The organism is Solwaraspora sp. WMMA2056, from assembly GCF_030345095.1.
Classification (GTDB): domain Bacteria; phylum Actinomycetota; class Actinomycetes; order Mycobacteriales; family Micromonosporaceae; genus Micromonospora_E.
On record NZ_CP128360.1, the window covers coordinates 2,147,926 to 2,174,220 of the forward strand.

Annotated in this window: 30 protein-coding genes; 17 read left to right on the top strand and 13 right to left on the bottom strand. The window is 71.1% G+C overall.

The features are described 5' to 3' along the window. Positions 1–51: 51 nt before the first annotated feature. Positions 52–405, top strand: coding sequence for a hypothetical protein (locus O7608_RS09885; protein WP_289209649.1), 354 nt, complete (start codon positions 52–54; stop codon positions 403–405). Between the two features lie 29 nt (positions 406–434). Here the strand turns inward: O7608_RS09885 and O7608_RS09890 are convergent, their stop codons facing one another. Next, positions 435–1,124: a DsbA family oxidoreductase gene (locus O7608_RS09890; protein ID WP_289209650.1), complete on the bottom strand. Its 690-nt coding sequence runs from the start codon at positions 1,122–1,124 to the stop codon at positions 435–437. Positions 1,125–1,331: 207 nt separating this feature from the next. Between O7608_RS09890 and O7608_RS09895 the strand changes: the two genes are divergently transcribed. From O7608_RS09895 to O7608_RS09905, 3 genes are all read left to right on the top strand, one after another. Then, entirely contained in the window at positions 1,332–2,051 is a 720-nt protein-coding gene (locus tag O7608_RS09895) for a helix-turn-helix transcriptional regulator (protein WP_289209651.1), read from the top strand. A 101-nt stretch (positions 2,052–2,152) separates the two neighbouring features. Beyond that, positions 2,153–3,100: a hypothetical protein gene (locus O7608_RS09900; protein WP_289209652.1), complete on the top strand. Its 948-nt coding sequence runs from the start codon at positions 2,153–2,155 to the stop codon at positions 3,098–3,100. After that, positions 3,097–4,836, top strand: a complete 1,740-nt coding sequence (locus O7608_RS09905) for a M16 family metallopeptidase (protein ID WP_289209653.1) — start codon at positions 3,097–3,099, stop codon at positions 4,834–4,836. Before O7608_RS09900 ends, O7608_RS09905 begins: the two co-directional genes overlap by 4 nt. Here O7608_RS09905 and O7608_RS09910 read toward each other — a convergent pair. Beyond that, the gene (locus O7608_RS09910) at positions 4,788–6,191 is read right to left on the bottom strand and encodes an FAD-dependent oxidoreductase (RefSeq protein ID WP_289209654.1); all 1,404 of its coding nucleotides are present in this window, start codon (positions 6,189–6,191) and stop codon (positions 4,788–4,790) included. The genes O7608_RS09905 and O7608_RS09910 overlap by 49 nt on opposite strands. Before the next feature lie 290 nt (positions 6,192–6,481). After that, positions 6,482–7,420, bottom strand: coding sequence for a hypothetical protein (locus tag O7608_RS09915; protein WP_289209655.1), 939 nt, complete (start codon positions 7,418–7,420; stop codon positions 6,482–6,484). A 513-nt stretch (positions 7,421–7,933) separates the two neighbouring features. On the opposite strand from O7608_RS09915, the gene O7608_RS09920 reads away from it, so the two are divergent. The 4 genes from O7608_RS09920 (at position 7,934) to O7608_RS09935 (ending at position 11,572) form a co-directional block, all read left to right on the top strand. Beyond that, positions 7,934–8,197, top strand: coding sequence for a hypothetical protein (locus O7608_RS09920; RefSeq protein WP_289209656.1), 264 nt, complete (start codon positions 7,934–7,936; stop codon positions 8,195–8,197). 210 nt (positions 8,198–8,407) lie between these two features. Beyond that, entirely contained in the window at positions 8,408–9,652 is a 1,245-nt protein-coding gene (locus O7608_RS09925) for a quaternary amine ABC transporter ATP-binding protein (RefSeq protein ID WP_289209657.1), read from the top strand. Beyond that, complete coding sequence (locus O7608_RS09930) at positions 9,649–10,536, top strand: ABC transporter permease (protein ID WP_289209658.1); 888 nt, start codon at positions 9,649–9,651, stop codon at positions 10,534–10,536. The genes O7608_RS09925 and O7608_RS09930 overlap by 4 nt, the downstream gene beginning before the upstream one ends. Before the next feature lie 118 nt (positions 10,537–10,654). Then, positions 10,655–11,572 carry a glycine betaine ABC transporter substrate-binding protein gene (locus tag O7608_RS09935; RefSeq protein WP_289209659.1) on the top strand — a complete coding sequence of 306 codons (918 nt, stop codon included), beginning with the start codon at positions 10,655–10,657 and terminating at the stop codon, positions 11,570–11,572. A gap of 66 nt (positions 11,573–11,638) precedes the next feature. Here O7608_RS09935 and O7608_RS09940 read toward each other — a convergent pair whose 3' ends face one another. The 3 genes from O7608_RS09940 to O7608_RS09950 all read right to left on the bottom strand — a co-directional run bounded on the left by O7608_RS09940 (position 11,639) and on the right by O7608_RS09950 (position 14,073). Next, on the bottom strand, positions 11,639–12,619 hold the full coding sequence (locus O7608_RS09940; RefSeq protein WP_289209660.1) for a hypothetical protein: 981 nt from the start codon (positions 12,617–12,619) through the stop codon (positions 11,639–11,641). Between the two features lie 426 nt (positions 12,620–13,045). Then, the gene (locus O7608_RS09945) at positions 13,046–13,297 is read right to left on the bottom strand and encodes a DUF397 domain-containing protein (RefSeq protein WP_289209661.1); all 252 of its coding nucleotides are present in this window, start codon (positions 13,295–13,297) and stop codon (positions 13,046–13,048) included. Beyond that, the gene (locus O7608_RS09950) at positions 13,294–14,073 is read right to left on the bottom strand and encodes a helix-turn-helix domain-containing protein (protein WP_289210846.1); all 780 of its coding nucleotides are present in this window, start codon (positions 14,071–14,073) and stop codon (positions 13,294–13,296) included. Before O7608_RS09950 ends, O7608_RS09945 begins: the two co-directional genes overlap by 4 nt. Positions 14,074–14,242: 169 nt before the next feature. Between O7608_RS09950 and O7608_RS09955 the strand changes: the two genes are divergently transcribed. The 4 genes from O7608_RS09955 to O7608_RS09970 all read left to right on the top strand — a co-directional run bounded on the left by O7608_RS09955 (position 14,243) and on the right by O7608_RS09970 (position 16,174). Further along, positions 14,243–14,473, top strand: coding sequence for a hypothetical protein (locus O7608_RS09955; protein ID WP_289209662.1), 231 nt, complete (start codon positions 14,243–14,245; stop codon positions 14,471–14,473). Beyond that, positions 14,463–14,720 (top strand): hypothetical protein, encoded by a 258-nt coding sequence (locus O7608_RS09960; RefSeq protein WP_289209663.1) that lies wholly within the window; start codon positions 14,463–14,465, stop codon positions 14,718–14,720. The genes O7608_RS09955 and O7608_RS09960 overlap by 11 nt, the downstream gene beginning before the upstream one ends. Positions 14,721–14,825: 105 nt before the next feature. Then, entirely contained in the window at positions 14,826–15,182 is a 357-nt protein-coding gene (locus tag O7608_RS09965) for a PadR family transcriptional regulator (protein WP_289209664.1), read from the top strand. Beyond that, on the top strand, positions 15,179–16,174 hold the full coding sequence (locus O7608_RS09970) for a hypothetical protein (RefSeq protein WP_289209665.1): 996 nt from the start codon (positions 15,179–15,181) through the stop codon (positions 16,172–16,174). The genes O7608_RS09965 and O7608_RS09970 overlap by 4 nt, the downstream gene beginning before the upstream one ends. A gap of 51 nt (positions 16,175–16,225) precedes the next feature. Here the strand turns inward: O7608_RS09970 and O7608_RS09975 are convergent, their stop codons facing one another. Then, the gene (locus O7608_RS09975) at positions 16,226–16,633 is read right to left on the bottom strand and encodes a VOC family protein (RefSeq protein WP_289209666.1); all 408 of its coding nucleotides are present in this window, start codon (positions 16,631–16,633) and stop codon (positions 16,226–16,228) included. Positions 16,634–16,778: 145 nt separating this feature from the next. On the opposite strand from O7608_RS09975, the gene O7608_RS09980 reads away from it, so the two are divergent. Both O7608_RS09980 and O7608_RS09985 read left to right on the top strand, forming a co-directional pair. Beyond that, on the top strand, positions 16,779–17,165 hold the full coding sequence (locus O7608_RS09980; protein WP_289209667.1) for a hypothetical protein: 387 nt from the start codon (positions 16,779–16,781) through the stop codon (positions 17,163–17,165). Continuing rightward, entirely contained in the window at positions 17,162–17,689 is a 528-nt protein-coding gene (locus tag O7608_RS09985) for a DUF6036 family nucleotidyltransferase (RefSeq protein WP_289209668.1), read from the top strand. The genes O7608_RS09980 and O7608_RS09985 overlap by 4 nt, the downstream gene beginning before the upstream one ends. A gap of 21 nt (positions 17,690–17,710) precedes the next feature. Here O7608_RS09985 and O7608_RS09990 read toward each other — a convergent pair whose 3' ends face one another. From O7608_RS09990 to O7608_RS10010, 5 genes are all read right to left on the bottom strand, one after another. Then, a complete protein-coding gene (locus tag O7608_RS09990; RefSeq protein WP_289209669.1) occupies positions 17,711–18,127 on the bottom strand; it encodes a helix-turn-helix transcriptional regulator in 417 nt (138 codons plus the stop codon). Between the two features lie 38 nt (positions 18,128–18,165). Then, positions 18,166–18,504: a hypothetical protein gene (locus O7608_RS09995; protein WP_289209670.1), complete on the bottom strand. Its 339-nt coding sequence runs from the start codon at positions 18,502–18,504 to the stop codon at positions 18,166–18,168. Between the two features lie 75 nt (positions 18,505–18,579). After that, positions 18,580–19,701 (bottom strand): NHL domain-containing protein, encoded by a 1,122-nt coding sequence (locus tag O7608_RS10000; RefSeq protein ID WP_289209671.1) that lies wholly within the window; start codon positions 19,699–19,701, stop codon positions 18,580–18,582. Positions 19,702–19,848: 147 nt separating this feature from the next. Next, the gene (locus O7608_RS10005) at positions 19,849–21,162 is read right to left on the bottom strand and encodes a YcaO-like family protein (protein WP_289209672.1); all 1,314 of its coding nucleotides are present in this window, start codon (positions 21,160–21,162) and stop codon (positions 19,849–19,851) included. 83 nt (positions 21,163–21,245) lie between these two features. After that, entirely contained in the window at positions 21,246–21,380 is a 135-nt protein-coding gene (locus O7608_RS10010) for a hypothetical protein (RefSeq protein WP_289209673.1), read from the bottom strand. Between the two features lie 218 nt (positions 21,381–21,598). On the opposite strand from O7608_RS10010, the gene O7608_RS10015 reads away from it, so the two are divergent. Further along, positions 21,599–23,470: an AfsR/SARP family transcriptional regulator gene (locus tag O7608_RS10015; protein WP_289209674.1), complete on the top strand. Its 1,872-nt coding sequence runs from the start codon at positions 21,599–21,601 to the stop codon at positions 23,468–23,470. Here O7608_RS10015 and O7608_RS10020 read toward each other — a convergent pair. Continuing rightward, complete coding sequence (locus O7608_RS10020; RefSeq protein ID WP_289209675.1) at positions 23,454–24,284, bottom strand: DUF8757 domain-containing protein; 831 nt, start codon at positions 24,282–24,284, stop codon at positions 23,454–23,456. The two genes, O7608_RS10015 and O7608_RS10020, sit on opposite strands and share 17 nt — an antisense overlap. A 186-nt stretch (positions 24,285–24,470) precedes the next feature. On the opposite strand from O7608_RS10020, the gene O7608_RS10025 reads away from it, so the two are divergent. Continuing rightward, positions 24,471–25,091 (top strand): TetR/AcrR family transcriptional regulator, encoded by a 621-nt coding sequence (locus tag O7608_RS10025; RefSeq protein ID WP_289209676.1) that lies wholly within the window; start codon positions 24,471–24,473, stop codon positions 25,089–25,091. Then, positions 25,088–26,281: an FAD-dependent oxidoreductase gene (locus O7608_RS10030; protein WP_289209677.1), complete on the top strand. Its 1,194-nt coding sequence runs from the start codon at positions 25,088–25,090 to the stop codon at positions 26,279–26,281. Before O7608_RS10025 ends, O7608_RS10030 begins: the two co-directional genes overlap by 4 nt. Positions 26,282–26,295: the final 14 nt, after the last annotated feature.

The window sequence follows — 26,295 nt, forward strand, 5'->3', positions numbered from 1 at the left end:
ACCGTTCGGCGGACGCTCGCCGAGTGGAGGCGACCAGGCAGGAAGGTGCCCATGGAGATCCAATCGTGGCAGATCCCGCTGCTGGTGATGGCGGGCATCATCGTCGCCGAGACGGTGACCGTGCCGGCGCTGCGCCGCTGGGGCGGCACGGTGCTCAAGCAGACCCTGCGGACGGCGTCCCTCGGCCTGCTCGCCCTGCTGCTGGTCGCCGCCCTGGTGGTCGCGGCCCTCGGCCCGTCCCTGGCCGACCAGCTGGCCAGCGTCGCCGCGACCATCTCCGGCTTCGTGGCGCTCTGGCTGACCTGGCGGTCGTACCGCGCGACGGCCGCCACGGACGGGGACCGCGCCACGGACCGGGACCGCACCGCGGACGGGGACCGCACCGCAGGTCCGCCGGCCGGTTGACGGCCGTCGACCGGCCGGCGGTGCGTCGGTCAGCCGGTGGCCGCCGTGTGCGCCGCCCGCAACGTGGCGGTGAACACCTCGACCGGCTGCGCACCGGAGATACCCCACCGGTCGGCGACCACGAAGAACGGCACCCCGGTCGCGCCGCGCTGCCGGGCCGCCCGCACGTCGGCGGCGACCTCGGCCGCGTACCTGTCGCCGGCCAGCAGCCGCCGGACCTCGTCGGCGGCCAGGCCGACCTCGACGGCGAGCCGGGTCAGGGTCTGCGGGTCGTCGAGCACCTCGGCCTCGATCAGATGCGCCCGCAGCAGCCGCTCGTGCATCGCCCCGTCGAGTCCGTGCCGCGCGGCCAGTTGGGTCACCCGGTGCGCGTCGACCGTGTTGACCATGATCGCCCGGTCCAACGCGTACGTCAGCCCTTCGGCCGCGGCCAGCTCGGTCACCCGTTGCGTCATCACCCGTACCTGCTCCGGCGCGGCCCCGAACTTCGCCGCCAGCATCTGCGGCACCGGTTGGCGTACCCCGCGCGGGTGGGTCGGGTCGAGCAGGAAACTGTGCCAGTGTACGTCGACCACGTCGGCGTACGGCAGGTCGCGCAGCGCCGCCTCCAACCGCCGTTTGCCCAGGTAGCACCACGGGCAGATGACGTCGGACCAGACGTCGACCCGGACCCGCACGCTGCTGTCCAGGTCGGTGCCGGTCGGGTCGGAAACGCTCATGATCACCTCTCAGGTCGTCGGCGAGCCTACTGCCGGTGACGACAGTTCCGCACGGAGAGTCAGGACGGCGTACACGAATATCCGGGGTACCACCCAGTAACCAGTGGAAGCCGGGATGATCAACTGCCACGATGATCCGCACTGACCGCCCGATCCGGGCCACTTCAGTGTGCCGCCGGCCGAAGTGAGCAGAGAATGGACTGCCGAATGAGCAGTCCGACGGGCCACCGTACCGTCGTGGAGACCACCAGCATCCTCAACGCCGCCCGTACGGAAACCAGCCCCGGCCACGGCGCCGATCCCGACCTGATCGGTGGGATCCGGTTGCGCCCCGACGCCCGCGCGGTGCAACTGGACCGGTACGGCCGGGTCGTGCGGGTGTCGGCCGGCCTGACCCGATGGATCGGCTGGTCCGGCGCCCAACTCGCCGGTCGCCCCTTCGAACTGGTCCTGCACCCCGACCGGCGGGCCTGGTTCCGGCACCGGTTCAGCGTCCTGCTGACCGACGCCTACCCGCACTTCGTCGGCCTCGCCGAGGTCACCGCCACCGACGGTCGCCTCGCCGCCAGCCACGTCACCGCCGTCGCCGTGCGCGGCATGGAGCCGCCCGCCGACTCCGTGCTGGTGCTGCTCACCCCGGAGAACCGGGTACGCCGCCCACAGCTGACCGAGGTCGGCGCCCGGGTCCTGGAAGGCCTCGCCGGTGGCGCCTCCACCGCCGAACTCGCCGCCAGCATGCACCTGAGCCGCAAGGGCGTCGAATACCACGTGACCGCGCTGCTGCGGCAGGCCCGGGTCACCAACCGGACGGCGCTGGTCGCCTGGGCGTACCACTGTGGAGTCCTGGTGCCCGGCAGTTGGCCGCCCCGGCTGGCCCCCGAGGCCCGCGAGTCCATCCGGCCCCGGGCCCGCGCCGGCACCTCCTGACGGGGCGACCGGGAGCACACACGGAAGGGTGGCGACCGGAAGCGCGCACTGACGGGGCGACCGGGAGCACGCGGGGGCGCGGCGGGCCCTACGATGCCGGGATGCCTGCCGCGCCCGAACTCGCGCTCACCACCGACCTCACCGACGCGTACCCGGAATGGCGCGAGCTGCGGGCCGCGCTGCGCGCCGGCGACTGGCCGACCGCGCGCGCCCTGATCACCGGCCAGCCACCGTCGACCCAGACCGGGCTGATCTCTCAGGCCGACGCCGAGCCCGGCATCCGACCGATGGTGCAGCAGCAGGTCGACGCCGACCCGGCCGACGCGGTGGCCGCCGCCCTCCTCGGCTGGCTGATGATCCACAACGCCTGGCAGGTACGGACCAGCGCCCGCGCCAAGCACGTCAGCCGCAGCCAGTTCCGCACCTTCCACGAGATTCTGCGCGCCGCCGAGCTGATGCTGATCGATGCCGCCGCGCACCAGCCGACGAACTGCTCCATCTGGGCCGCTCGGCTGATCACCGCCCGGGGCCTGCAACTGGGCCAGTCCGAGGCGCGCCGCCGCTACGACCGGCTCGCCGAACAGGACCCGCACCACCTGCCCGCCCAGGAACTGCTGCTGCAGCAGCTCTGTCCGAAATGGGGCGGCAGCTTCGACGAGATGCACACGTTCGCCCGCGAGTGCGCCGCCGCCGCCCCCGAGGGCGCGCTGAACGCGTCGCTGATCGCCCAGGCCCACTTCGAGCACCTGGTCGAGCTCAACTCCTGGGAGCAGACCAAGTACGCCACCACGGAAGTGAAGGAAGAGGTACGGATGGCCGCTGCCCGGTCGGTGCTGCACGCCGATTTCCGCCCGACGTACGGGTGGATCGACGCGGCCAGCCAGTTCGCCATGGTCCACAGCCTGCTCGGCGACCACGCCGCCGCCGCACCACACTTCGTCGCGCTCGGCAACCGGGTCAGCACGGACGTCTGGGGCCGGTTCGACGACCCGGTCGCCATGTTCGCCGAGTTTCGCCGCAAGGCGCTGGCCGCCGGAGGTCGGCGATGATCCGGCAACTCGACGTCGACGGCGTACCGGCGCTGCTGGCCCCGACCAGCGGGCCGGTGCACGCCGGGCTGATGTTCCGGGTCGGTCAGGCCGACGAGACCCTGGCCCGGCGGGGCGTCACCCACCTGTTGGAGCATCTCGTCCTGCATCCGCTGGGCACCGCCGACTACCACTACAACGGCAGCACCGGCAGCGTCGTCACCCAGTTCCACCTGCAGGGCTCGGTCGACGACGTCACCACCTTCCTGACCGGGGTGTGCCAGTCGCTGCGCCAGCTGCCGCTGCAGCGGCTGGGCATGGAGAAGGACATCCTGCGGACCGAGTGGAGCAACCGGGGCAGCTCGGTGACCGACCCGATCCCGCTGTGGCGCCACGGTGCCCGCGACCACGGGCTGGTCGCCTTCCCCGAATGGGGGCTGTCCGCGTTGACCGGTGACGACCTGCAGCAGTGGGTCGCCCGCTACTTCACCCGGGAGAACGCGGTGCTGTGGCTGGCCGGCGACGACATCCCGGCCGGGCTGCGGCTGGACCTGCCCTCCGGGGTACGGATGCCGACCCCGGCGGCCTCGTCGGCGCTGCCGACCACCCCGGCGTACTTCCCCGGCGGTAGCCGGTCCACGGTCTACGACGCGGTGGTGGCGCGCGACGTCGCCGCCAGTGTCTTCAGCGGAGTCCTGGAACGGGAGATGTTCCGGGCGCTGCGCCAACGCGACGGACTGTCGTACACCGCCGCGACCCACTACGAGCCGCGCGGCGACGGGTACTCGGTGATCACCGCCCTGGCGGACGCGCTGCCGCAGAAGCAGGACGCGGTGCTCGGCGGCATGATCGACGTACTGGCGAAGGTGCGCGTCGGCCGGATCGAGGAGGCGGACGTCGCGGCGGTGATCGGCAAGGCCACCGACGCGCTGGCCACCGCCGACGCCGACCGGGCCCGGCTGCCCTCGGCCGCGTTCAACCTGCTGACCGGCTTCCCCATCGACACCAGCGACGACCTGCTGCGGCAGATCAAGGCGGTGACGCCGGAGGCGGTGCACCGGGTGGCGACCGAGGCGGCGGCGTCGGCGCTGCTGATGACCCCGTACGGCCGGTCCGCCGACTGGGCCGGGTTCGTCGCGGCACCGACCGGGTCGACCGGGACCGTCGACGGCACCACCCACCCCGGGCTCGACGACCTGCCGCAGAGGTTGATCGTCGGCGCACAGGGCGTCAGCATCGTCACCGACCCGACCGATCCCTCCGACGCGGACGACTCGGCGGCGGACCGGGTGGCGACCGTCCGCTACGACCGCTGCGTGGCGATGCTGGCCTGGCCCGACGGCGGCCGGCAGCTGATCGGCGACGACGCCATCGTGGTCCGGGTCGAACCCACCCTCTACCGGGACGTCGACCCGGCGGCGGTGGACGCGGCCGTACCGCCGCAGCTGCGGGTGGACCTGCCGGCCCGCGACCCGGACGAGATCCCCCGGCCGGACACCGTCTACCGCAAGCCGACCAGGCCGAAGCCGCCCGGCGTCCGGGACCGGCTGCGCCGGCTGCCGGTACGGGAGCGGGTCAAGTACCTGCTGTCCGCTTTCTGGGCGGTGTTCTGCGCGGTCCTCGGGGTGGGCATCGGTGTCGGGATCGTCACCGGTGCCGTCGGCCCCGGCCGGGTGGTGCCGATGATCGCCGCGCTCGGGGTGAGCGTCTACGTCGCCCGGTCACTCCTCGGCACCTGGCGGGAATTGGGGGAGTGACCGCCCGGCCCGGGTGACCGGCCGGGGCGTACCCGCGCCAGCCGGTCCGGGCGCAGTACCCGCGCCAGCCGGTCCGGGCGCAGCAGGCTGCCCGGCGGGTCCAGCAGCCCGGTGACCCGGACGAACGCCGCCGACAGCGTCGGATCGTGCACGGCGGCGGCGTGCAACCGGGGCAGGTAGGCGTTGGTCAGCCGGACCATCGCGCCGCGCCGGCCGGCCACCCCGGGGAAGGCGAGGTCGCCGCCGGCGGCGATCCGCCACGGTACGTCGACCGCCCGCGCCACCGCCGCGAAGTACCGCCGCCACTGCGGCCCACCGTCGGCCAGCGCGTCGCGCAGCGCCTGCGCCTGCAGGGCGGCCACGGACATCCCCTGACCGTAGAACGGGTTGAACGAGCAGATCGCGTCGCCGATCACCAACAGCCCGTCCGGGAACCGGGTCAGCCGCTCGTACCGGTGCCGCACACTCGCCGGATAGCGGAACGTGACCGGGGAGTCGAGTGGTTCGCCGTACCGGATCGCCTGGGCGATGTCGGGGAACTCGAGCCGGTCGACGAAGGCCTCGAACCCCGCCGGGTCGGCGGGCGGGTGCTCGCCTAGCATGCCGGCCAGGGTGAGGATGTGCCGGCCGCCCTCCTGCTGGGCCAGGCCGGCGCCGTACGGGTGGCGCGGCGTCCAGTTCTGCAGGATCACCGTGTCGGAGCCGAGCGCGCCGGGTGGCAGCCGGTACGACCGGGAGGCGTACCCGACGTCGACCCGGATCTTCTCGGTGACCGGCGACGGGTAGCCCAGTTCGGCAAGCCAGCCCGGGGTGCGGGAGCCCCGGCCGGTGGCGTCGACGACCAGGTCCGCGTCGATCAGGGCTTCGGCGTCGGTGGCGCTGCGGACCCGTACCCCGGTGACCTGCCGTCGGTCCGGGGTGGTCGTCACCGCGACGATGGCGGCACCGTCGACGACGGTGACGGCTGGCAGCGCCCGGACCCGGTCGCGGACGTACCGTTCGAGCAGTGGCCGGCTCGGGAAGAGCACCGGCTGACCGATGTCGACGCGGGCAATTCGTTGTCCGGCGACCAGCCAGCGGATGCCGCCGAGCAGGTCGCCGCTGGGTACGCCGGCGGCGGTGAGGTCGGCGGTCAGGCCGGGGAACAGGTCGTCGAGGATCTGCGCGCCCCGGGCGAGCAGCGCGTGCAGGTGCCGACCCTGCGGTACGCCGCGCCGCTGGTCGCCGTGGGCTGGCAGTTCGTCCCGGTCGACCAGGGTGACCTGGTCGTACCGGTCGGTCAGGACCCGGGCCGCGAGCAGCCCGGCCATACTGGCTCCGAGCACCACGGCGCGTCCGCCCAGGGATCCACTCATGGTTCCTCCTGCTGATGCCACTGTGGAGATGGAACGGGCCAGGAGGATTCTCGTCTGTCGAATGTCGACGATCTTGTTCGAGAATGCGCAGTCAGGTCACGATCTGACATCGGGGTCACGGTATGTACATCGTTCGATGTTAGCGGTAACATGGAGTCTGCCGTGTCATGACACGAGAGGTTCATCACGGCCGCACGAACCACATGATGACCGAGGGACCTATCCGGGCGGGACCCTCGCGGAGCGCAGGCCCGGCCGGTAACCGTCCAACCGGCCGGGTCTGCGACCGCCTACCGGGGCACGCAGTACTGGTGCACCTCGGTCCGGGCGTCGTCCGCCGTCGGCGGCAGGCTGCGGACCAGCAGCGCCGATTCCCGGTGCCGGCCCGGCCGGCAGCCCGAGCGTGAAGCGGTCGGGTCGAAGCCGCCGCCGACGATCACGCCAGCGGCGTCGCGGAACACGATGCCCACGCCGGTGGAGGCCAACTCCCGGCAGTACGGCGAGTGCACCTCGTAGCTGACGGTGGTGTCGATGCTGTCCGGGCCGTACCGGGCGGTGTCCAGATGGCGGGTGGTGACCGCTGCGGTCGGCGTACCCTCCACCGGCAGCCAGGTCGCCCCGGTGACGGTGACATCGACCCTGGCGACCTCCACCCGCCGGCCGCCCCGGGAGGCGACCCAGTGTCGCTCGCCCACCCCGACCTGCTGCCCGGGCAGGATGACCGGGATCTGCCGGGGCTGTTCGCGGGCCGGGTCGAGAGAGGCCGGTCGACCCTCGGCGTCGAGGACGCGGAAGCTCACCGTCGCCCCGTACGCGAGGTGGCCGCTGGTGTTGACGATGACCGCACCGGTGCTCACCACCCCGTCACGGGTGATCGGTGCGGCGGCGCTGCCGAACTGGGTGAAGCCAGACTCGACGATGCTCAACTCGCCCCCGTCCGGAGCCGCCGCCCCGACGTCGGCCGCAGTGCCGGCTGCGGTGCCGCTGCCGGGGTTCGCGGTGTCGCTGTTGGGAGTCGCGGTGTCGTTGTTGGGAGTCGCGGTGCCGCCGGGTGGTGTGATGCAGGGGCTGGCGGCAGTGTGCGTCGCAGGAGGACGGTCGCCCGGCGCGAGCGCGAGCGCGGCTCCGGCACTCAGCATGGCGAGCAGTGCCGTCGCCGCCGTGACGAGGATGATGACGCGCCTGCGTCGCCGGGGTGGCGTCGGCGCGTGCACGGTCGGTGTGGCCATGACGCGTGTATCTCCCACTTCCCGTGCCGGCGGCCGCCTCGCCCGGCACGGGCGGCAATGACTACCTCACGGTACTACGCGGGCACTCACTGTCGCGATATTCACGGCGGTCGTCATGCCGTGTCGTCCGGTACTGGCCCTTGACGTCGCCGTCGCCGCCCGTGACGAGACTTCACCGGAACATCTGCCGGGACGCTGTTCCTCAGCGGATTGTTCGCTCCTCTGAGGAACACTGTTCCAGCGTAGCGCCGGTCGGCGGTGCGGTGCCGGTCGGGCTGGGCAGCATGGCTGACGCCGGTCGGGCTGGGCGGCGTGGCGCGGGTCGGGCTGGGCAGCATGGCTGACGCCGGTCCGTCGGGTGGCGCGGCCGGCTGGGCGCACCGATGTCGACGTGGCGCTGGTGCCGGGTGCCGGTTGCGGTCGCGTCCACGCCGCCGGCCCGGGAAAATTGGCGGCCCCTCAGGGGAATGGCGCTGTGATTCTGTGTCGGGGTGGCGGGGTGCCCGATGCATCGTGGCGACTGTCACATTTGTCGTGACGGGGTTGGCGGATGAAATCCCGCATTTTCAACCCCCTTTATCGAACGGATACCAAATTGTTTCGTTGATTGCGCCCTGCTGGCGGCTCGGGGTGGGGGGTTTCGTCCCGGAAATCCGCGTGGACGCCCGTATGCCTCGCGGCTGGTGCCGGATGGCCGCTGCTGGCGGGCTCGTCACGCTCGGTGCCAATGCTGACGCGGATGTGCATCGGTCGACAATGGAACAGGTGAACAATTGATGGGAGTGACGAACACAGCCAGGTACGGTATGCCCGTAACGTGACGGTATCGGACATTTTTCGTTCTCCGGATCCCATCAGGTATGGTCGACCGCAACCCCCAATCACCGACCGGGACTGGTTCGCCCGCCGACCGTCAGACGATTTGATGCCATCGATGCATGTGTGATGCATGTGTCGCCTGGGACCATCGTCACGACATCCGTTGGAATGGAGATCGTGTCCGCAATCGTCGTCAAATCCCTGTACAAGATATTCGGCAAACGCGCAGACAAGGCCCTCGAACAGCTGCGCGCCGGCCGGGACGACACCCTCCCGGCGCTCGGTGCCACCGGCGCGGTCGTCGACGCCAACTTCGAGGTCCGCCGTGGCGAGATCTTCGTCGTCATGGGGCTGTCCGGCTCCGGCAAGTCCACCCTGATCCGGATGCTCAACGGCCTGCTCCCGCCGACCAGCGGCACCGTCGAGATCGACGGCGTCGACATCACCAGGCTCAAACCGGCCGCCCTGCGCAAGGTCCGGCGCGAGAAGATCAGCATGGTCTTCCAGCACTTCGCGCTCCTGCCGCACCGGTCAGTGCTGGAGAACGCCGGCTACGCGCTGGAGGCGGCAGGTCTGCCCCGCGCCCAGCGCCGCGAGCAGGCGATGGAGGCGCTGCGCCTGGTCGGCCTCGACCAGTGGGCGGACAAGCTGCCCCAGCAGCTGTCCGGCGGGATGCGTCAACGGGTCGGCCTGGCCCGGGCGCTGGCCGCCGGCACCGACATCATGCTGATGGACGAGGCGTTCTCCGCGCTCGACCCGCTGATCCGTCGCGAGGTCCAGGACCAGCTGCTGGACCTGCAGGCCCAACTCGGCAAGACCATCGTCTTCATCACCCACGACCTCAACGAGGCGATGCGCCTCGGTGACCGGATCGCCGTGATGCGGGCTGGGCGGATCGTCCAGATCGGCACCGCCGAGGAGATCCTCACCGACCCGTCGAACGACTACGTCGCGCAGTTCGTGGCCGACGTGGACCGTACCAGGATCCTCACCGCCTCGTCGGTGATGGAACGACCGCTCGGCGTCGTCGACGAGAACTCCGGCCCCCGGGTCGCCGCCCGGGTGCTGCGGGAGAACCAGATCTCGGCGGTCTACGTCACCGGCCGGGGCAAACGGTTCGTCGGCACCGTCTCCGACGACGGCATCGAACAGGCGATCCGCGACGGCCGGCAGACGCTGCGCGACGTCGTCACGACCGACCAGGTCTGGGTGGCGGCCGAGGAGACCCCGGTCGCGGAGCTGTTCGCCCCGTGCGCCGAGAGCCCACACCCGCTGGCGGTGACCGACGGCACCGGCCGCCTCGTCGGCGTGATCCCCCGGATCACGCTGCTGCGGGCGCTCGGCGCCATCGGCACGGAGCCGACCGCCGCCGACACCGCCAGCGATGCGACTGCCGAAGGAGAAGACCAGTGAACGTCGCGGACGGCCTGGACGGGCTGCTGCCGTACGTGCAGGTCGGCAAGGGGTTCGAAGCCGTCGTCGACTGGACCACCGAGCACATGGAGCCGTTCTTCGACGGCATCTCCAGTCTGGTCCAGGCGTTGGTCGACCCGCTCGACGACCTGCTGAACGCGCCCCCGGCGATCGTCATGGTGCTGATCTTCGCGGCGCTCGGCTGGTGGCTGCGCGGCTGGAAGTTCGGCATCGGCACCGCCATCGGCCTCGGCATGGTCGCCGGCATGCCGTACTGGGAACAGACCATGAGCACCCTCGCGCTGGTGCTGGTCGCCAGCGGACTGTCCCTGCTGATGGCCGTACCGCTGGGCATCCTCATCGCCGAGAATCCGCGGGTGTCCGCGCTGGCCCGCCCGGTACTGGACCTCATGCAGACCCTGCCGGCGTTCGTCTACCTGATCCCGGCGATCTTCTACTTCGGCGTCGGAGCCGTCCCCGGCGTGCTCGCCACCGTGGTGTTCAGCATGCCGCCGGGGGTCCGGCTGACCGAGCTCGGCCTGCGCCAGATCGACCGCGAGGTGATCGAGGCGGGTGAGGCGTTCGGCGCCTCGCCCTGGGCGGTGCTGCTGCGCACCAAACTGCCGTTGGCCCTGCCGACCATCATGCAGGGCGTCAACCAGGTGATCATGCTCGCGCTGTCGATGGTGGTCATCGCCGGCATGGTCGGTGCCGGCGGCCTCGGCGAGGTGATCATGACCGCGTTGGCCCGGATCCAGGTCGGCCGTGGCTTCGAAGGCGGCATCGCCGTCGTCATCCTCGCGGTCGTGCTCGATCGGCTGACCGACTCGATCGGCGCCCGCACCAAGTCGGCCAGGGCACAGCGCGCCGTCGCACAGGCCTGACCGCCCCGAACCGCACCGCAAGACCGAGATCCCGCAGGGAGGGTCACCGGTGCCGGCGCCCTGCCTCGCCTACCGCGAGTCCGCCGGTGAACGGGCAACACACGGAAAGGACGAACACATGTTCGGCAACACACTGCTCCGCCGGGCCGCAGTCGCGGCCGCGGCCGCGCTCGCCCTCGGTGGAGTCGCCGCCTGCGGCAGCGACGACACCGACGACAGCGGCACCGGTACCGGTTCCACCGGCTCCGCCGACAAGAGCATCACCATCGGCTACATGGCCTGGGACGAGGCGATCGCCGCCTCCTACCTGTGGCAGAACGTTCTTGAATCCCAGGGGTACGAGGTCGAGCTGACCAACGTCGAAGCCGGCGTCGTCTACTCCGGTCTCGCCTCCGGCGACATCGACCTGTTCCTCGACGGCTGGCTGCCCCAGACGCACGCCTCCTACATGGAGCAGTACGGCGACGACATCGAACAGCTCGGCGTCTGGTACGACAACGCCAGCCTGAGCATCGCCGTACCGGCGTACGTCGACGGCGTCGACTCGCTGGCCGACCTCGCCGCCAACGCCGACCTGTTCAACGGCGAGATCATCGGCATCGAGCCGGGTGCCGGCCTGACCGCCGCCACCCAGGACCAGGTCATGCCGACGTACGGCCTGGACGACTACGAGCTGCGCACCTCGTCGACCCCGGCGATGCTCGCCGCGCTGCAGAGCGCCATCGCCGACGAGGAGCCGATCGTGGTGACCCTGTGGCACCCGCACTGGGCGTACTCGAACTACGAACTGAAGGACCTGGCCGACCCGGAGGGCACCCTCGGGCAGGCCGAGGAGATCCACACCCTGGCCCGCACCGGGTTCGGCGAGGACTTCCCCGAGGTCACCGAGATGCTCGGCAAGTTCAAGATGGACGACCAGCAGCTCGGCTCGCTCGAGGACCTGATGTTCAACGTCCACGAGGGCGACGAGGCCGGCGCCGTCGAGGCGTGGCTGTCCGAGAACCCCGACTACCTCGGTACGCTCGGCGTCTCCTGACCACCGTACGACTCTGATCGGTGCTTTTCGCCCGGTCCGGCGCTCACGCCGGACCGGGCGAACCTGTCAGCCGGCGAGACTCTGCTGGCCCCGCTGCAGCGCGGCCGCCAGCGCGTCCCGGTAGTCGGCCAACTCGGTGCCGTGCTGGCCGACCGCAGCGTCGAGCGCCGCGTCCCACGCCCGCTGCTGGGCGTCGCGCAGCCCGGATTCGTCGGCGCAGCCGGCGTCCACGACGGCCAGGTCGATCTCCTTGTCCCGCGCCACGTCGACCGGCCACGGCCCGCCGTCGGGCACCGGGCCACCGGGCCGGTCGCCCACCGGCTGATGGAAATACTGGGCGTAGCGGTGCGCGTCGACCGGGTCGGAAAGCTGCGGGTGGCCCGCGTCCCGCAGGCACCGCGACCAGTCGGCCACCGCCGTGGTCACGGTCGGATCGGCGTCGTACGCGGCCCACGCCGCCTCGCTGATCAGCGGCGTCGGATTCGGCGGGCCGGCGACCTCGCCGTAGACGGCGGTCCGGGCCTGCCCGATGCATCCGCCGATGGTGGGCTGGCCGGCGTCGTCGGTGACCTCCGCGCCGTCGGCGCCTCCGGTGAGCACCTCCTGGAACCGGCGCTCGTCGTCCGGCGACGACCAGACGAACTGCTCAGCGCCGGGCTCGCCGCTGGTGGCGGTGGCGTGGATGCCGTACCCGTTCGCCGTCGCCTCGTCGCGCGTCGGGGACAGCTGCGGTGCCACGACCGCCGACCGCGCCTCCTGCGCCGAGCCCTGCGGTGGGAACTCGTCTACGCCGGCGTCGCGCAGGCACTCCTCGGTGAGCCGGCCGATGACGTCGCGCACCTGTGGCTCCAACGCCAGCGCCTCGGTGAGCAGCGGGTGCCCACCCTGCTCGGCCTGCGCGGCACCGGCACCGGCACCGGATCCGGCGACGCGGGCATCCGCTGTCGCGGGGTCGCTCGAGGCCGGCGAGCAGGCAGGCAACAGTGCCAAGGCACCGATCAGGAGTGCGGCGGGGCGTAACCTGTCGAGTCGTCCGACCAGCTGCATGCGACCATCCCTTGTGCTCTCGGGCGATTGGCCGGGGCAGACTAACACGGTCAGCGGCAGCAGGTTGTCCCGCAAGAGTGAGCTCTGCTCAGACGGGTAGGACGCTCGCGTCGTACATGCGGATATCCGCCCCGCGAGTGGCGATGGTCAACCCTGCACACTGCGCCTGCGCGACGAGCATTCGGTCGAAGGGATCCCGCTGGATCATCGGAAGGCGTGCCCCGCGACGGTCGCGTGGTCGCCGTGCTCCACCCGCTCAATGATCCGTGACAGGTTCGTCTTGGCCTCATGGATGTTGAACTGCTCCAGAGCCTCGCTCGTCATCGTGCACCCCCTTAGCTAAGCGGGTTGGTCCGCAGCTGGCCATCGCGCCAGGGTTTCTCCAGTTGGGGGGCGCGGCGGCCAGCTGCGGACGTTCCTGTGAAGTCAGCGGGCGGGGGTTTGGGTGAGGAAGCTGGTCCAGGCGGTGGGGGAGAAGGCGAGGGTGCCGCCGTCCCGGTCCTTCGAGTCGCGGACCAGGACCCGACCCGGCAGGTTGCCGGCGACCTCGACACAGTTGCCGCCGTTGTCGGTAGAGCGGCTGGACTTGCGCCACACGGCGGCGACCTCGACGCAGTTACCGCCCGTGTCGCCGGAACGGCTGGATTTGCGCCACTGCAGACCGTCAGGAGTCGTCATGGCGTCAGCCTATATTTCGCGATGATGCGTAGCGATGCGCTGGTGGAGGCGGCGTCGCCGAGCAGGCAGTCCCACTTCCGGTTGAGCAGGTCGATCGTCTCCTCGTCGTCGGCGACCTGCCCGCGGGCGTTGTTCTCCAGGTAGAGCATTGGATCGACATCCGATAGCTGAGCGATGGCGAAGCCGCCACCGAGGCCGACGTGTGCGCCGACCTCGGTCGGCAGGATGTGGATTCGCACGTTCGGCAGCTTGGCTACCTCCTGGAGGTGCTGCAGCTGCCGGTCGAGGATCGCGTGATCGCCGATTGGCCTGGCCAACATCGATTCGTCGAGGATGAAGATGCACTCCGGCGGGTCGTCGCGGGTCAGCAGCTCCTGCCGCTCCATCCGGACCCGCACCAGCTCCTCCACCTTGGCCGGGGTGCGTAGCCCGCCAGCGGAGATGATCGCTCGGGCGTACTCCTCGGTCTGTAACAGGCCCGGGATGACGGCCAGCTCGAAGCTACGGAGGCGCCTGGCCTCGGACTCGATCCTGCGCCAGGCAAGGAACCAGGCGGGGGTGCGTTGGCGTTCGGCGCGGTCCAGCAGTTCGGTCAGCAGGCCGCCGGTCTCCAGCGCCTCATCGGCTTCCTCGGCGAACTTGAAGGTCGGCTTGCGCCGTCCGGTCTCGATCGCGGCAATCGTGGACGCGCTCCAATTGATCTTATCGGCGAGTCCGTCCTGGCTTACTCCGGCGGCGACGCGCGCTGCTTTGAGCGCGCGTATCCACATGATCATGTCCACCGCTTACCCCTCCGTACGCGAGTAATTTCACGGGTATGCCGCTCCATCCTTACGGGAGAGTGCCGGCGGAGTCCAGAGTGTTCGCAGGAGAAGTTACGAGGATCAGCGGAGGGCAGAAATGAGTGTCCTGGTACCAGGTTCCCAACCGCCGGCCATCCCCGAGTTGAGCGAGGAGCAGACCCGCGACGTCGCGATCCGGTACGCGAGGAGCGTCGTCACCGACCACTGGCCCTCGGTGGAGTGGGCCGGCTGCCCGGTCTGTCTGACCGACGGATGCCGCCCGATGGACACCGCGCTGCAATTTCTACAAATGGAAGACTTCAAGGTGTACGAGCGGCTTGCGGAACTGCTGCGCGACGGCAAGTCGGTGGAAATGATCACCGATGAAGAATGACCCGTTGGTCAAACCCGGCGACACGGTTTCGCTGAATACCGGCGACTACTGCTACGGGCTCGGTCGACTCGTGCTGCGGGTCACCCGGGTCGACGACGGCGCGCAGCATCCAGGGATCGAATGGGTCCACCTGGTCGGGGTCGAGGTCGTCGGCGGCGAGGACCACCGCTTCAGGGCAATCGTCGTACGGGCGGACGCGCTGCGCCGCCCCGGCGCGGTGACCCGGCCGGCCCGTCGCCGCCCGTGAGCTGACTGTGCCTCCGGCCGGGACCGGCAAGCCGACCGGAGGCACAGTCACCCCTCACTAATACCTTCGCTTGCGATATATGTTTGTCACCGATACGTTGTGGTCATGCCCGAGTTGTTACGCGAGCCGACGTTCCTCATCCTGACCGCCCTTGCCCGGGAGCCGATGCACGGCTACGGACTGATCTCCGAGGTGTCCACCCTCTCCGATGGTCGGCTGACCCTGCGTCCCGGCACGCTCTACGGTGCACTCGACCGGCTCGGTGACGACGGCCTTGTCGCCACCGACCGCGAGGAGATCGTCGACGGTCGGCTCCGCCGCTACTACCGCCTCACCGATCGCGGCGAGACGGTGCTGCGGGCCGAAACCGAACGGATGCGGCTCAACGTGCAGGCCGCCAGCCAACGACTGCGCGCCCGCGAGCGGGCCACCAGCACCCGACTCGCCGCAGGTGTGGCATGACCGACGACCGATCCGTCCTGGAGCGCAGGTACCGGGCGTTGCTGCGCTGCTATCCGGCGCACTACCAGGCCCACCGCAGCGACGAGATGCTCGACACCTATCTGGCGATGGTGGACGGCGGCCGCCGACGACCGAGCGCTGCCGACGTCCGGGACGTGCTGGCCGGTGCGACCCGCGCCCACCTGCGCAGCAGCGGCATGGCGGCGGCGCTGCCGATCGCCGCCACCGTCGCTATCGGCACGGTCACGATGCTTGCCACCTTCTGGCTGATCAGCGCCGAAGTGATCGGCGGTGCGCTGGCTGGGCCAGTGCCGATGTTCGGCCCCTTTCAGACCATCGGTGTAGTTGCCTGGGTCGCCTGGCTCGCCGTCGGGCTCACCGCCCTCGTATCGCCCGGCCGTGTCGTTCGGGTCGGTGTCCTGGCGGCCCTGGCGGTGACAGTCGCGCTGCTCCCCGCCGCCGCCCTGCTGCCGTACGACCGGCCCCCGCTGACGGTACTGGTGCCGCAACTGGCGCTCGGCCTGGTCGCGCTCGGCCTGCCGGACAGTCCCGGCAGCCGGGCCGGGCTGCGGCTGCGAGTCGTCGTCGCCCTGGTGACGGTGACCGCCGCCGGGGTCGCGACCATCACCATGCCAGGCAGCCCGTACCGGTGGTTCGACGGCGATCTGCTTGCCGCGATCGCTGCGATCCTGCTGATCGGGCTGCTGGGTGCCAGCGCCCTGCTCGCAGTGCGTGGCGACGATCGGGGCTGGCTGGCGACGGTGATCATGTTGCCGGCGTTCGCGACGCTGCTGGTCGAACCGCTCACCGGGCTGGTGGCCAGCTATGCCGGGACTGCTGCGGATTCCTGGGCGTCGACCGCCTGGGTGGCCGTCGTCTCGGTGCTGGCGGCTGGCGCGGCCCTGCCACTGACTGTCGCGATCCGTGGCCGCCGCCCGAAGCAACCACCCACGGTCTGTCCGACCTGCGGCAACCGGGCTGCCTCGGGATGAGCCGGGACAGCCCGGTCCAGTCAGCGCCGCCGGTCTGCGTCGTCGGTCAGCTCACTGCGACAGCTTCTGGGAGAAACGGATGTTGTTGCCGGACGGGTCGCGGACACCGCAGTCGCGGAAGCCGTACGGCTGATCGATGGGCTCCTGCATGACCTCCGCCCCTGCGGCCCTGACCCGCTCGAACGTCGCGTCCACGTCGTCGACCAGGAAGATCAGCCCGCTGAGCGAGCCCTTGGCGAGCAGCAGCTCCAGGGTCTCCTGGTCGGCGGCGCGACCCATCGCGGCGACTTCGAGCACGATCTCGACGTCCGGCTGTCCGGGCGGGCCGACGGTCAGCCAGCGGACGCCCTCGAACGCCATGTCGGTGCGGACCTCCAGGCCGAGCACGTCGCGGTAGAACTTCAATGCCTCGTCCTGGTCGTGGACGAGCAGGAACGTGTGGGAAAGCGTGATCGTCATGCCGGTGACGCTACGCCGGACCGGCTGACCTGGGCTTCTCCAAACCGACTTGATGCTCCGCCCGGTCCTGGACAGGCCGTCGCCCGGTAGCCTGAAGCTGATGGTGCCGAAGTGATGCCGAGGTTCGGAAAGTGAGGTTCGCGTTGTGGGTACCGGCTACGAACCGATGAGTCTGGCAGTGCTGGCCAGTCATCTGGCATCCACAGACGTCGACCAGACCCGGTGGAAGTTGGTGTGGGAATTCCTGGAGGAGTTCCGCTGGGAGCCGGCGGACACCAGAGTGACGCTGCTGCTGGACGAACCGGAGCCGACCGGGGACGAGCGGTGGGACGCACTACTCGCGGCACTCGCAGAGCATCTGCTCGCGCAGGCGGACATCGCCCCGCCGCAATGGGCCGAGGCGCGGGTGCTGCGCCGACCATGGTTCCCTGCCGAATTGGCGATCCACCGGGCAGATGCGCTGGCCTGGGCGCCTGCCGCCCTTCGCAAGCATGGGGTGTACCTGTCCGTCCACGATCTGGCGGCGGCGTGACCGGCTCAGACGGCGTCCTGATGGGGCGCGCGGAACTTGAGCGAGCGTTCAGTAGCTTAGGTGATCGGCTCGTCCGTCGAGGGGTCGTTGCTGACATCTTCGTCGTCGGTGGTGCCGCGATGGCCTTGGCCTATGACGCAAAACGGGTGACAAGGGACGTCGATGCGATGTTCGTGCCGCACGGCGTCGTTCTCGACGAGGCGCGTGCAGTGGCCGACGAATTAGGACTGCCCCCGTGGTGGCTCAACGAGCAGGCCAGCGTTTACGTGTCCGGCAAAGAGGACCCGGGACGACGGCGGGTCTTCGACCATCCCGGCATTCGCGTCATGGCGGCTTCGCCCGAGCACACCTTCGCAATGAAGGCTCTCGCGGCTCGGACACGCGACGTGGACGACCTTCGTACCCTCGCCGCGCTGGCCAAGGTCGCGACGGTGGACGATGCCGTGCGGTTGTGCCGTGACTTCTATCCGGACGAGGTGATCTCGCCACGAGCCATGGGCGTGATCCGCGAGCTGTTCGGTTAGCTCAGAGCCTCGTCTCAGTCGTCATTGAACAGGAAAGCGCGGCGCGGCCGGCCGGGTCGGGCGGGTGACGGCCTTGACGTAACAGGCCGGGATGGCCGCGCCGGCCGCATGTGACCTGGCCCGGTACGCGCTGGGCGACTCGCCGACCAACTCGGTGAAGCGGGAGCTGAACGAGCCGAGTGAAGTGAACCCCACCGCCATGCAGACGTCGGTGACGCTCAGGTCGCCACGGCGCAGCAGCGCCTTGGCCCGCTCGACCCGCCGGGTCGACAGATAGCCGTACGGGCTCTCGCCGTAGGCGGCCCGGAACAGCCGGGTGAAGTGCGACGGCGACATGTACGCGGCCCGCGCCATCGCCGGCACGTCCAGCGGGCGGGCGTACTCCCGGTCCAGCAGGTCCCGGGCCCGGCGCAGTCGGACGGCTTCCTCGACGTTCACCCGGTCAGAGTGCCACGCCCCACCGACACGCAGCGGTGTTACGCCGACGCGGCGGCCGCGTAGCAGCGCTCGCGCTCCTGCGCCCACACCTCGTCGTCACTCTTGTCCTCGTACTCCGGGCGGATGCTGCGCGCGAGCCCGTAGAAGCCGGAACTGGGACGTCCGCTGCTGCGGGCCACGACAAGCGCGCTCCACAGCGGCTCGCCCCGCTCGGCGGCGAGCCGAGAGAGCTTGTCAAGCGGCTGGCCCAGGAAGTCGGGGCGGGTGCCTACCCGCTTCGCCAGCGGGCCGTAGCCGATCAGCCCCTTGGCCGTCGCCACTCCGAACAGGATGTCCGCGATGCGGTCGACCCGGTCGACTGCGAACGTCTCCACCATGCGGCAACCATAGTGCGCAGAGTGCGCAGCGGAAACACGGCTCCGACCGGTATTACTGCGGCGTGGCCGCTCAGTTCATCGCCCTGCGGCGGCGTACCGCGACGACCGCCACCAGGAGTGCCACCGCGACCGCAACCCGGCGGCCAGCACCCACCATGGCCGTACCGCACCGTCGGGGTCGCGGTCACCGTCGCCGCCGGTGCTGGAGATCGCTGGCAGCTCCAGCCGGTACACCTTGTGCTGGCGCGGGTCGACCAGGTAGCCGAGCTGGTCGTCCACCATGGTCAACGGTCCAGCGATGGACGGATCCGCCAGCAGGGTCTCCACCCGGCCGTCGGGGTGGAAGCGGTAGAGGCCGTCGTCGGTCGACAGGTACCGGGCGTTCGCGGTGGCGGCCAGGTAGAGGGTGCCCTGCCAGGCGCCGGCGGGGATCTCCGCCGACTGCGATTCGGAGTACGTCCACCGACTGTCGCCGTCGCGGACCACCGCGCGCATCCGGTTGTCGGACAGGCCGTACAGCAGGGTGCTCGCCACCCAGCGGCCGCCGTCGGGGTCGTCCGCCGTCGAGATCGGTGCGTACGGGAACGTGAACGACGCCGCGTCGCCGCCGGCCACCAGGCCGACGTCGCCGCTGCCGATCAGGGTGTCGATGAGACCGCTGGTGTCGATCCGCCGGACCCGGTAGTTGCGCAGGTCGCCGAAGACCAACCCGTCGTCGGCGTCGACGGTCAGGCCGCTGACGTCGCGCAGCTGTGCCTCGGTGGCCGGCCCGCCGTCACCGGCGAACCCGGCCCCGTTGCCGCCCGCCACCACGGTCACGTCACCGTCGGGCGGCAGGGAGAGGATCCGGGCGTTGCCGTTGTCGCCGATGTAGATGGTCCCGGCCGCGTCGACCGCCAGACTGCTCGGATGGTTCAGGGAGTCCTCGCCGACGGGGACGGTCCGGATCACGCCGTCGGCCGATATCGCCCGGACGACCCCGTTGCCGGTGTCGGCGACGTACACGACCCCGTCCGGCGCGACGGCGACCCCGCCGGGCTGGTTCAGCACCGCCGCCACGGCAGGGCCGTCGTCGCCGGCGTACCCGGGGTCGCCGGTCCCGGCGTACGGCGTGGCGGTCGCGCCGTCGGCCGGGGCCACGGCGTCGGCTGCCACCGCGTCGGCCGGGGCCACGGCGTCGGCTGCCAGTGCCGGCACCGGCATGCCAACTGTCGCCGTTACGACGAGTGCCGCTGCGAACCCGCGCGCAGTTCGTTTCACCGCCCTGTCTTAGCACAGGTGGCATCTGGCCGGTCCCTATCTCCAGCGTGGTCTGTGCTCAGCCCGGCGCCATCTGCACGTGAGTCACCTGGTGTCGTTCACGGGTCCAGGCCGTACTCCGTTGTTGCGGACCGCCATGCCCCGCGCTCCCGGCACCACCACCTGTCCGTCGGTGACGAGCATGAACCTCTCCAGGCCGGGGACGAAGATGTTGACCACGGCCAGGTTTCCGGTGACATAGTGGTCACGCTGCAACGGCGTGAAGCCGCGTCGGGAGAGGGCGTCGACGAGCGCGTCGAAGTGGCCGGCGGCGGTGGCCGGAGCTTCCGTGTCCCGGTACGGCACGACGGTCGCGTCGTCGAGCCGGGTACTGAAGTCGCTGCGGTAGCAGGCGTGCAGCGCGGGATAGGGCCTGGTCCAGTCGTGCCGCACGGGCGTCATGGCGGCGAACGCGGAGTGGATGTTCCCGAGCGAGGACGCCAGGTGGACCTGGACCAGCTCGCTCACCGCACGGGCGATCGCGTAGTGCCGGGAGAGGGAGGCGCCGCAGCCGCGGATCCGGGCCGGTCCGCCGTCGCGCGTGGGGAGATAGGCGAAGATCGCCGGTACGCCCAGGTCGCTGGTCATGTCGATCAGGTGCAGCGGCTGGCCGGTGATGGTCTCCGCCGCCGACACCAGGTCGGCGAGGTCGTCCGGCAACGTGTCCGTGTCGATGAGGACGAGCGGGGATCTCCGCCGCCCCAGGAACTGGTCGATCAGCAGGAGGGAGAGCGCGTCCCGCTCGATGGTCTCGTTGAGTGCGTGGACCGCCGCCTCGACCGGGTCGGTGCCCGCCGCCCAGCCGTTGTTGCAGGAGTAGCGGCTCACCCCGGTGTAGTCGTAGCGGTCACCGAGGTTCTCCCGCAGCGGGTCGGCCTCCTCGTCGAGGTAGTCCGGCACGGACAGGAACAGCGGTACGTCGACCTCGGCGCCGCTGGTCAGCACCCGGAAGGGCAGGCACCCCATCGGTCCGTCGGGCAACTCCCCGAGCAGGCCGAGCGCCACGTCCCGTCGGAGCGTCGCATCGCGGGAGATCTCACCAGCGTGGCGCAGCGTCGTCCCGCCGCCGGCGAGGCCCTGCAGCCCGCTGAGGTGGTGTTCCAACGCCTCGAAGATCGCGCCGACCTGCGCCGCCGCCGAACTTCCCTTGCCGAGTCCCAGCCCGCTGGGCACCGGGTCGTCGCCCCGCCACAGCGTCGCCGTCCAGACCGCCGGGTCGCCGTCGAGCACCGCCGTGCAGTCGACCCGGAGGTCGAGTTCGGTTGCCGCCGCGGTACCCCGCTGGTGGGCCTCGGGCAGACTCAGCGTCCGCTCACCGTCCTGAACCACCGGGCCGGCCGCAAGATCTGTCCTCGACATCGCTCCACCTCCGACTGAACGCACCGACGCTGCGGGTTGCGGGTGGGCCGGACGGGCACCCCGCCCGGCCCTGTGACGTCGACTCAGCCGGCGGACTCGACCGCCGCCACCTCGGAGTCCTGGTCACGCTCGGTCAGCTCGTCGAGGGTCCGCTGCTCGGTCTCGGCGAGTTCCGGCTTGTCCTTCTGCGGCCGGTAGATCGCGTCGTGCAGTCCCATGTGCTTCCTCCTTCATCGAGAGGTGCCTTGGTCAAAGATTCGTGTACACCGATAGATATCCGATACCTGGTTGATATATCCGCAGGCGTAGCTTGTGGACACGACGTCTGTCCTATGGGTTTGCCTACTGTCCGGACCGCCGACCGCTGCGGTTTGCCAGGATGGCGACATGAGGGTGGATTTGCGGGCCGCCGCCGATGCGATCGTCTGCGGTTGACATGGAGCCCCTTCGGTTCGACCTGCTCGGCGTCGTGCGTGGCCGCCGGGGCTCCGTCGAGCTCGACATGGGAAGCCCGCAGCAACAGGCACTGCTCGCCGTCCTTCTCCTGCGGCCGGGCCAGGGGGTGAGCGCGACCGTTCTGATGGAGGCGCTGTGGGGCGACGATCCGCCGGTCACCGCGATGAAAGCCCTCCGCACGTACGCTTGGCGGTGGCGCAAGGTGCTGGAGAACGACGCCGCCGAGCCCCGGATCCTGACGACCGTCGGTGACGGCTACCGCCTGACGGTGCCCGAGGACGCCGTCGATGTGCGGTACGCCGAGGCACTGGCCCGCCGCGCCCGTCAGGCCGGCGACGCGCGGAGCGCTCGCGCGATGCTGGCCGAGGCGCTCGCCCTCTTCAACGGCGAGCCGCTGGCCGGGGTGCCCGGCCCGTTCGCGCAACGGCATCGTCGCCGGCTCAGTGAGCTGCACCTCGATCTGCTGGAGGCGCGTCTGGCGTTGGACATCGACCTCGGTCGCGCCTCCTGGTGCGTGCCCGAGTTGCGCGCTCTCAGTGACGAGAACCCGTTGCGGGAGAGCCTTTCCGTGCTGCTGATCCGGGCGCTGCACGCCAGCGGCCGGCCGGGGGAGGCCGCTGCGGTGTTTCCGGCCGCTCGGCGCCGGATCGTGGACCGGCTGGGGCTGGAACCCAGCGTCGAGCTTGCCGAGGCCCACCGGCAGCTCCTGATCAGCGAGCGACCCGCCGCCCCGCCAAGGCGGCGTGCGGAGCCGGTGCGAAGGTCGGAGCCGGCGCGAAGTGAAGGGCCGGCACAAAGTGAAGAGTCGCCGCGACGTGAGGAACCGGCGCCACGACCGGCCCAGGTCCCGGCCCAGGTTCCGGCCCAGGTCCCGGCCACCACGGCGGACTTCACCGGGCGTGCGGCGGTGGCCCGTCTCGTCACCGACGCCCTGAGCCGGCCCGACCGCGAATCGTTGCCGGTCGTGGCCGTAGCCGGGATGGGTGGTGTCGGCAAGACCACCCTGGCCCGGCACGTCGCCCACCGGCTCGGCGCGCACTACCCGGACGGACAGTTGTACGCGGAACTGCGGGGCGGTGACGCCGTGCCGGCGTCACCGCAGGACGTCCTGGACGGCTTCCTCGAGGCGCTCGGGGTGGAGTTCGTACCGGACTGCCTGGACAGCAGGCCGGCGCTGTTCCGCTCGGCGACGCACGACCGCCGGTTGCTCGTGGTGCTGGACGACGCGCACAGCCTCGCACAGATCACCCCGCTGCTGCCGGGTACCGCGACCTGTGGCGTCCTGGTCACCTCCCGTTCCCGGCTGGCCGGCCTGAACGGTGCCGTGCACGCCGATCTCGACGTGTTCGACGAGACCGAGGCGATCGAGCTGCTGAGCCGGGTGATCGGCCACGACCGGGTGGCGGCCGAGCGCGAGACGGCCCGGGAGCTCGTGGTGGCCTGCGGATTGCTGCCGCTGGCGGTCCGCATCGTGGCGGCCCGGCTGGCCGCCCGGCCGGGCTGGTCGATCGGGGCGTTGCGCGACCGGTTCACCGACGGGCACCGGCTGGGCTCGTTGCGGGCCGGTGGTCTCGACGTGAGTGCGACCTTTCTGGCCAGCTGGCGGCAGCTCACCTCGGAGCAGCAGCGCGCCCTGGTCCTGCTGGCCGTCACCGACCGGCCGGACTTCGCGCTGCCCGTCGTGGCGCGGGTGCTGGGCCGGCCCGAGCCGGACAGCGAGGACCTGCTGGAGGAGCTGGTCGACCTGGCGTTGCTGGAGTCGGACACCGTCGGGCGTTACCACCTGCATCCCGTCGTGCGGTCGTTCGCCCTCGCCCAGCATCCGGGCCGGCGAGCTAGCGGCGGAGGATGACGGTGTCCAGTATGTCGAAGGTGGCCGGGGCGTCGCGGCGGTTGCCGACCAGGAACGCCACTTCGCGGCCGGGTTGGCGCAGCGGCCACCAGAACTCGCCGACCAGTGCGCGGCGTAGCGGCAGCCCGCAGTATCTGCGGCGGCGCTGCTGGAAGGCGACCACGTCCCGGTCGCGCAGCTGCTGTACGTGGCCTGCGCAGCCGGGGTGGTGGCACCGGTACCGGTAGGCGAGGGTGAACGGTGGGCGGCGCAGCAGGTCGTGCACGATCGGTCGGAACAGGTCGGGTTCGTGGCGTCGCCAGGTGGCGGCGGACCAGCGTTCGGCCGGTGCCGCCACCGGCGTGCGACCGATCCGCAGGTAGCGCAGCTCGGCGGCGCGGATCAGGGCGACCGACCGGGCGTCGTCGCGGCCGGTCGCCGCCTGGTGGATGTCGCACATGGACCATTCGGCGTGCGGGTGCAGGATCGCGGTGCGCCGGGGCCACTGGCGCGCCTCGTGACGGACCCGCAAGGTGCCGTCGTGGGCCCGCCAGCTTTCCGGGCGTGGGTCGTCGGGGTCGGGTTCGGCGACGGCGGAGACGATGTCGTAGCGCCGTACGGGCGCGGCCTGGCTGAGCGGGTGGGCGGGGATCTCGTCGAACCGGATCCAGTGTCGGGGGCCGTCGAGGCGGAGGCCGACGAGGGTGGTCATGGCACCGTACGTGGCGGACGGCACCGGCGGGGTGATGCCGGTGACCAGCACCTGCATCTGAGTCGCACCGCTGTCCTTGCCTGGCGGCGGTTCGTAGTAGGGCGTGCGGTACAGCTCGCTCACGTGCGCCTCCGGCCGAGGGGTAGCCATCGGTGATCGTGTGATTACTGAACGCCAACAAGGATCGCACGGCGGCGGCCTCGGAATCCAGAGTCGTTTTCACGCATCGCATCGACGTGGTAACGTGTTGGACGTTCGCCCAGGACAAACGACCAGGGCGGGCGACCAATACGGGATCGGAGTGTGCGGATGACGCAGAGCGCCGCAGAACGCGGCCGACAGGTGCGGGCCCGACTGCGGGCCGCCGCCGTCACGCTGATCGCCGAACGCGGCTGGTCGGCGGTCAGCACCCGGGTGGTCGCCGACCGGGCCGGGGTCGCCCCCGGCCTGGTCCACTACCACTACCCGTCGATCCAGGCGCTGCTGATCGAGGCGGCCACCACCGCGGTCACCGACCTGACCGCCGACCTGGGTGCGCTGCTGACGACGGCGGCGACCCCGGCCGACGGCGTACGGTCGATGCTCGCCGCCCTGGACGGCTACTCCGGCACCGACCCGACCTCGCTGCTGTTCGCCGAGACCTACCTCGCCGCCGCCCGCGACGACGACCTGCGGCGTACCCTGGCCGGCATCCTCGACGACCTGCGCGGCCGGCTCGCCGACTGGCTCGCCGGCCACCGCGTCGCCGACCCGGCGGCCACCGCCGCCGTGCTGGCCGCCGCCGTCGACGGGCTGCTGCTGCACCGTCCATTGTCACCCGCTCTCACCTCGGGCGCGGTCGCCGGGCCGCTCACCCGGATGATCATCATCGACGCCACGACGGAGAGCGCCACGACCGAAAGCGCCACGACGGAAGGGGGCCGACAGTGAAGGCGGTCATCTGCGGGGCCGGGATCGCCGGGCTGGCGCTGGCGCACCGACTCGACGCCGCCGGCTGGTCGGTGACCGTGCTGGAGCAGGCGGCCGCCCCGCGTACCGAGGGTTACATGATCGACTTCTTCGGTCCCGGCTACGACGTGCTCGACCGGATGGGGCTGCTGCCGCAACTGCAGGAGCACGGCTACCGGGTGCAGGCGCTGACCTACCGCGACGAGCGCGGTCGCCGCCGGGCCAGCCTCAGCTACGCCCGGTTCGCCGAGATGGTCGACGGCCGACTGACCAGCATCATGCGCCCCGACCTGGAGCGGATCCTGCGCCACGCGCTGCCCGAACGGGTCGCGCTGCGCTTCGACAGCCGGCTGACCCGCATCGACCATCGCTCCGACCGGGTCGACGCCACCACCGCCGACGGCACCGTCCACCGCGCCGACCTGTTGATCGGCGCCGACGGCATCCACTCCACCGTGCGGCGGCTCGTCTACGGCGGCGAACGCCACTTCCTGCGCTACCTCGGCTTCCACACCGCCGCCTGGGTGTTCGACGACCCGGCGGTACGGGCCGAGATCGGCGACGAGTTCGCCCTCACCGACAGCACCCGCCGCCAACTCGGCTGCTACGCCCTGCGCGACGGCCGGGTCGCGGCCTTCGCCGTGCACCACAGCAGCGATCCGACGCTGCCGGCGGATCCCCGGGCAGCCCTCCACCAGGAGTACGCCGACCTCGGCTGGATCGTGCCGCAGGCGCTCGCCGCCTGCCCACCCGCCGACGAGATCTACTACGACCAGGTCGCCCAGATCGACCTGCCGTACTGGAACCACGGCCGGGTCGTGCTGGTCGGCGACGCCTGCCAGGCGGTGTCGCTGCTCGCCGGGCAGGGTGCCTCGCTGGCGGTCGCGGGGGCGCAGACCCTCGCCGACGAGCTGACCCGGGCCCTCGGCACCACTCCCGACCCGACGGCCGCCGCCGACCCCACCCTGCTCGCCACCGCCCTGCGCCGCTACGAGACGGCGATGCGGCCGGTCATCACCGACAAACAGCAGGTGGCCCGGCGCGGTGCCCGCTGGTTCGTGCCGCAGCGCCAGTGGTGGCTACGGGCCCGCCGGGTCGCGTTGGCCGCCGCCGGCCTGCCCGGCGTCGACCGGATGATCGTCGGCGCGATGGTCGGCCGGTCCCGCACCTGAGGCGGACCCGGCGG

Bases quoted from the DNA above. Each gene is read 5' to 3' on its own strand.
- O7608_RS09885 (WP_289209649.1), top strand. From the start codon at position 52: ATGGAGATCCAATCGTGGCAGATCCCGCTGCTGGTGATGGCGGGCATC.
- O7608_RS09890 (WP_289209650.1), bottom strand. From the start codon at position 1,124: ATGAGCGTTTCCGACCCGACCGGCACCGACCTGGACAGCAGCGTGCGG.
- O7608_RS09895 (WP_289209651.1), top strand. From the start codon at position 1,332: ATGAGCAGTCCGACGGGCCACCGTACCGTCGTGGAGACCACCAGCATC.
- O7608_RS09900 (WP_289209652.1), top strand. From the start codon at position 2,153: ATGCCTGCCGCGCCCGAACTCGCGCTCACCACCGACCTCACCGACGCG.
- O7608_RS09905 (WP_289209653.1), top strand. From the start codon at position 3,097: ATGATCCGGCAACTCGACGTCGACGGCGTACCGGCGCTGCTGGCCCCG.
- O7608_RS09910 (WP_289209654.1), bottom strand. From the start codon at position 6,191: ATGAGTGGATCCCTGGGCGGACGCGCCGTGGTGCTCGGAGCCAGTATG.
- O7608_RS09915 (WP_289209655.1), bottom strand. From the start codon at position 7,420: ATGGCCACACCGACCGTGCACGCGCCGACGCCACCCCGGCGACGCAGG.
- O7608_RS09925 (WP_289209657.1), top strand. From the start codon at position 8,408: ATGGAGATCGTGTCCGCAATCGTCGTCAAATCCCTGTACAAGATATTC.
- O7608_RS09935 (WP_289209659.1), top strand. From the start codon at position 10,655: ATGTTCGGCAACACACTGCTCCGCCGGGCCGCAGTCGCGGCCGCGGCC.
- O7608_RS09940 (WP_289209660.1), bottom strand. From the start codon at position 12,619: ATGCAGCTGGTCGGACGACTCGACAGGTTACGCCCCGCCGCACTCCTG.
- O7608_RS09945 (WP_289209661.1), bottom strand. From the start codon at position 13,297: ATGACGACTCCTGACGGTCTGCAGTGGCGCAAATCCAGCCGTTCCGGC.
- O7608_RS09950 (WP_289210846.1), bottom strand. From the start codon at position 14,073: ATGATCATGTGGATACGCGCGCTCAAAGCAGCGCGCGTCGCCGCCGGA.
- O7608_RS09960 (WP_289209663.1), top strand. From the start codon at position 14,463: ATGAAGAATGACCCGTTGGTCAAACCCGGCGACACGGTTTCGCTGAAT.
- O7608_RS09965 (WP_289209664.1), top strand. From the start codon at position 14,826: ATGCCCGAGTTGTTACGCGAGCCGACGTTCCTCATCCTGACCGCCCTT.
- O7608_RS09970 (WP_289209665.1), top strand. From the start codon at position 15,179: ATGACCGACGACCGATCCGTCCTGGAGCGCAGGTACCGGGCGTTGCTG.
- O7608_RS09975 (WP_289209666.1), bottom strand. From the start codon at position 16,633: ATGACGATCACGCTTTCCCACACGTTCCTGCTCGTCCACGACCAGGAC.
- O7608_RS09995 (WP_289209670.1), bottom strand. From the start codon at position 18,504: ATGGTGGAGACGTTCGCAGTCGACCGGGTCGACCGCATCGCGGACATC.
- O7608_RS10005 (WP_289209672.1), bottom strand. From the start codon at position 21,162: ATGTCGAGGACAGATCTTGCGGCCGGCCCGGTGGTTCAGGACGGTGAG.
- O7608_RS10010 (WP_289209673.1), bottom strand. From the start codon at position 21,380: ATGGGACTGCACGACGCGATCTACCGGCCGCAGAAGGACAAGCCGGAA.
- O7608_RS10015 (WP_289209674.1), top strand. From the start codon at position 21,599: ATGGAGCCCCTTCGGTTCGACCTGCTCGGCGTCGTGCGTGGCCGCCGG.
- O7608_RS10025 (WP_289209676.1), top strand. From the start codon at position 24,471: ATGACGCAGAGCGCCGCAGAACGCGGCCGACAGGTGCGGGCCCGACTG.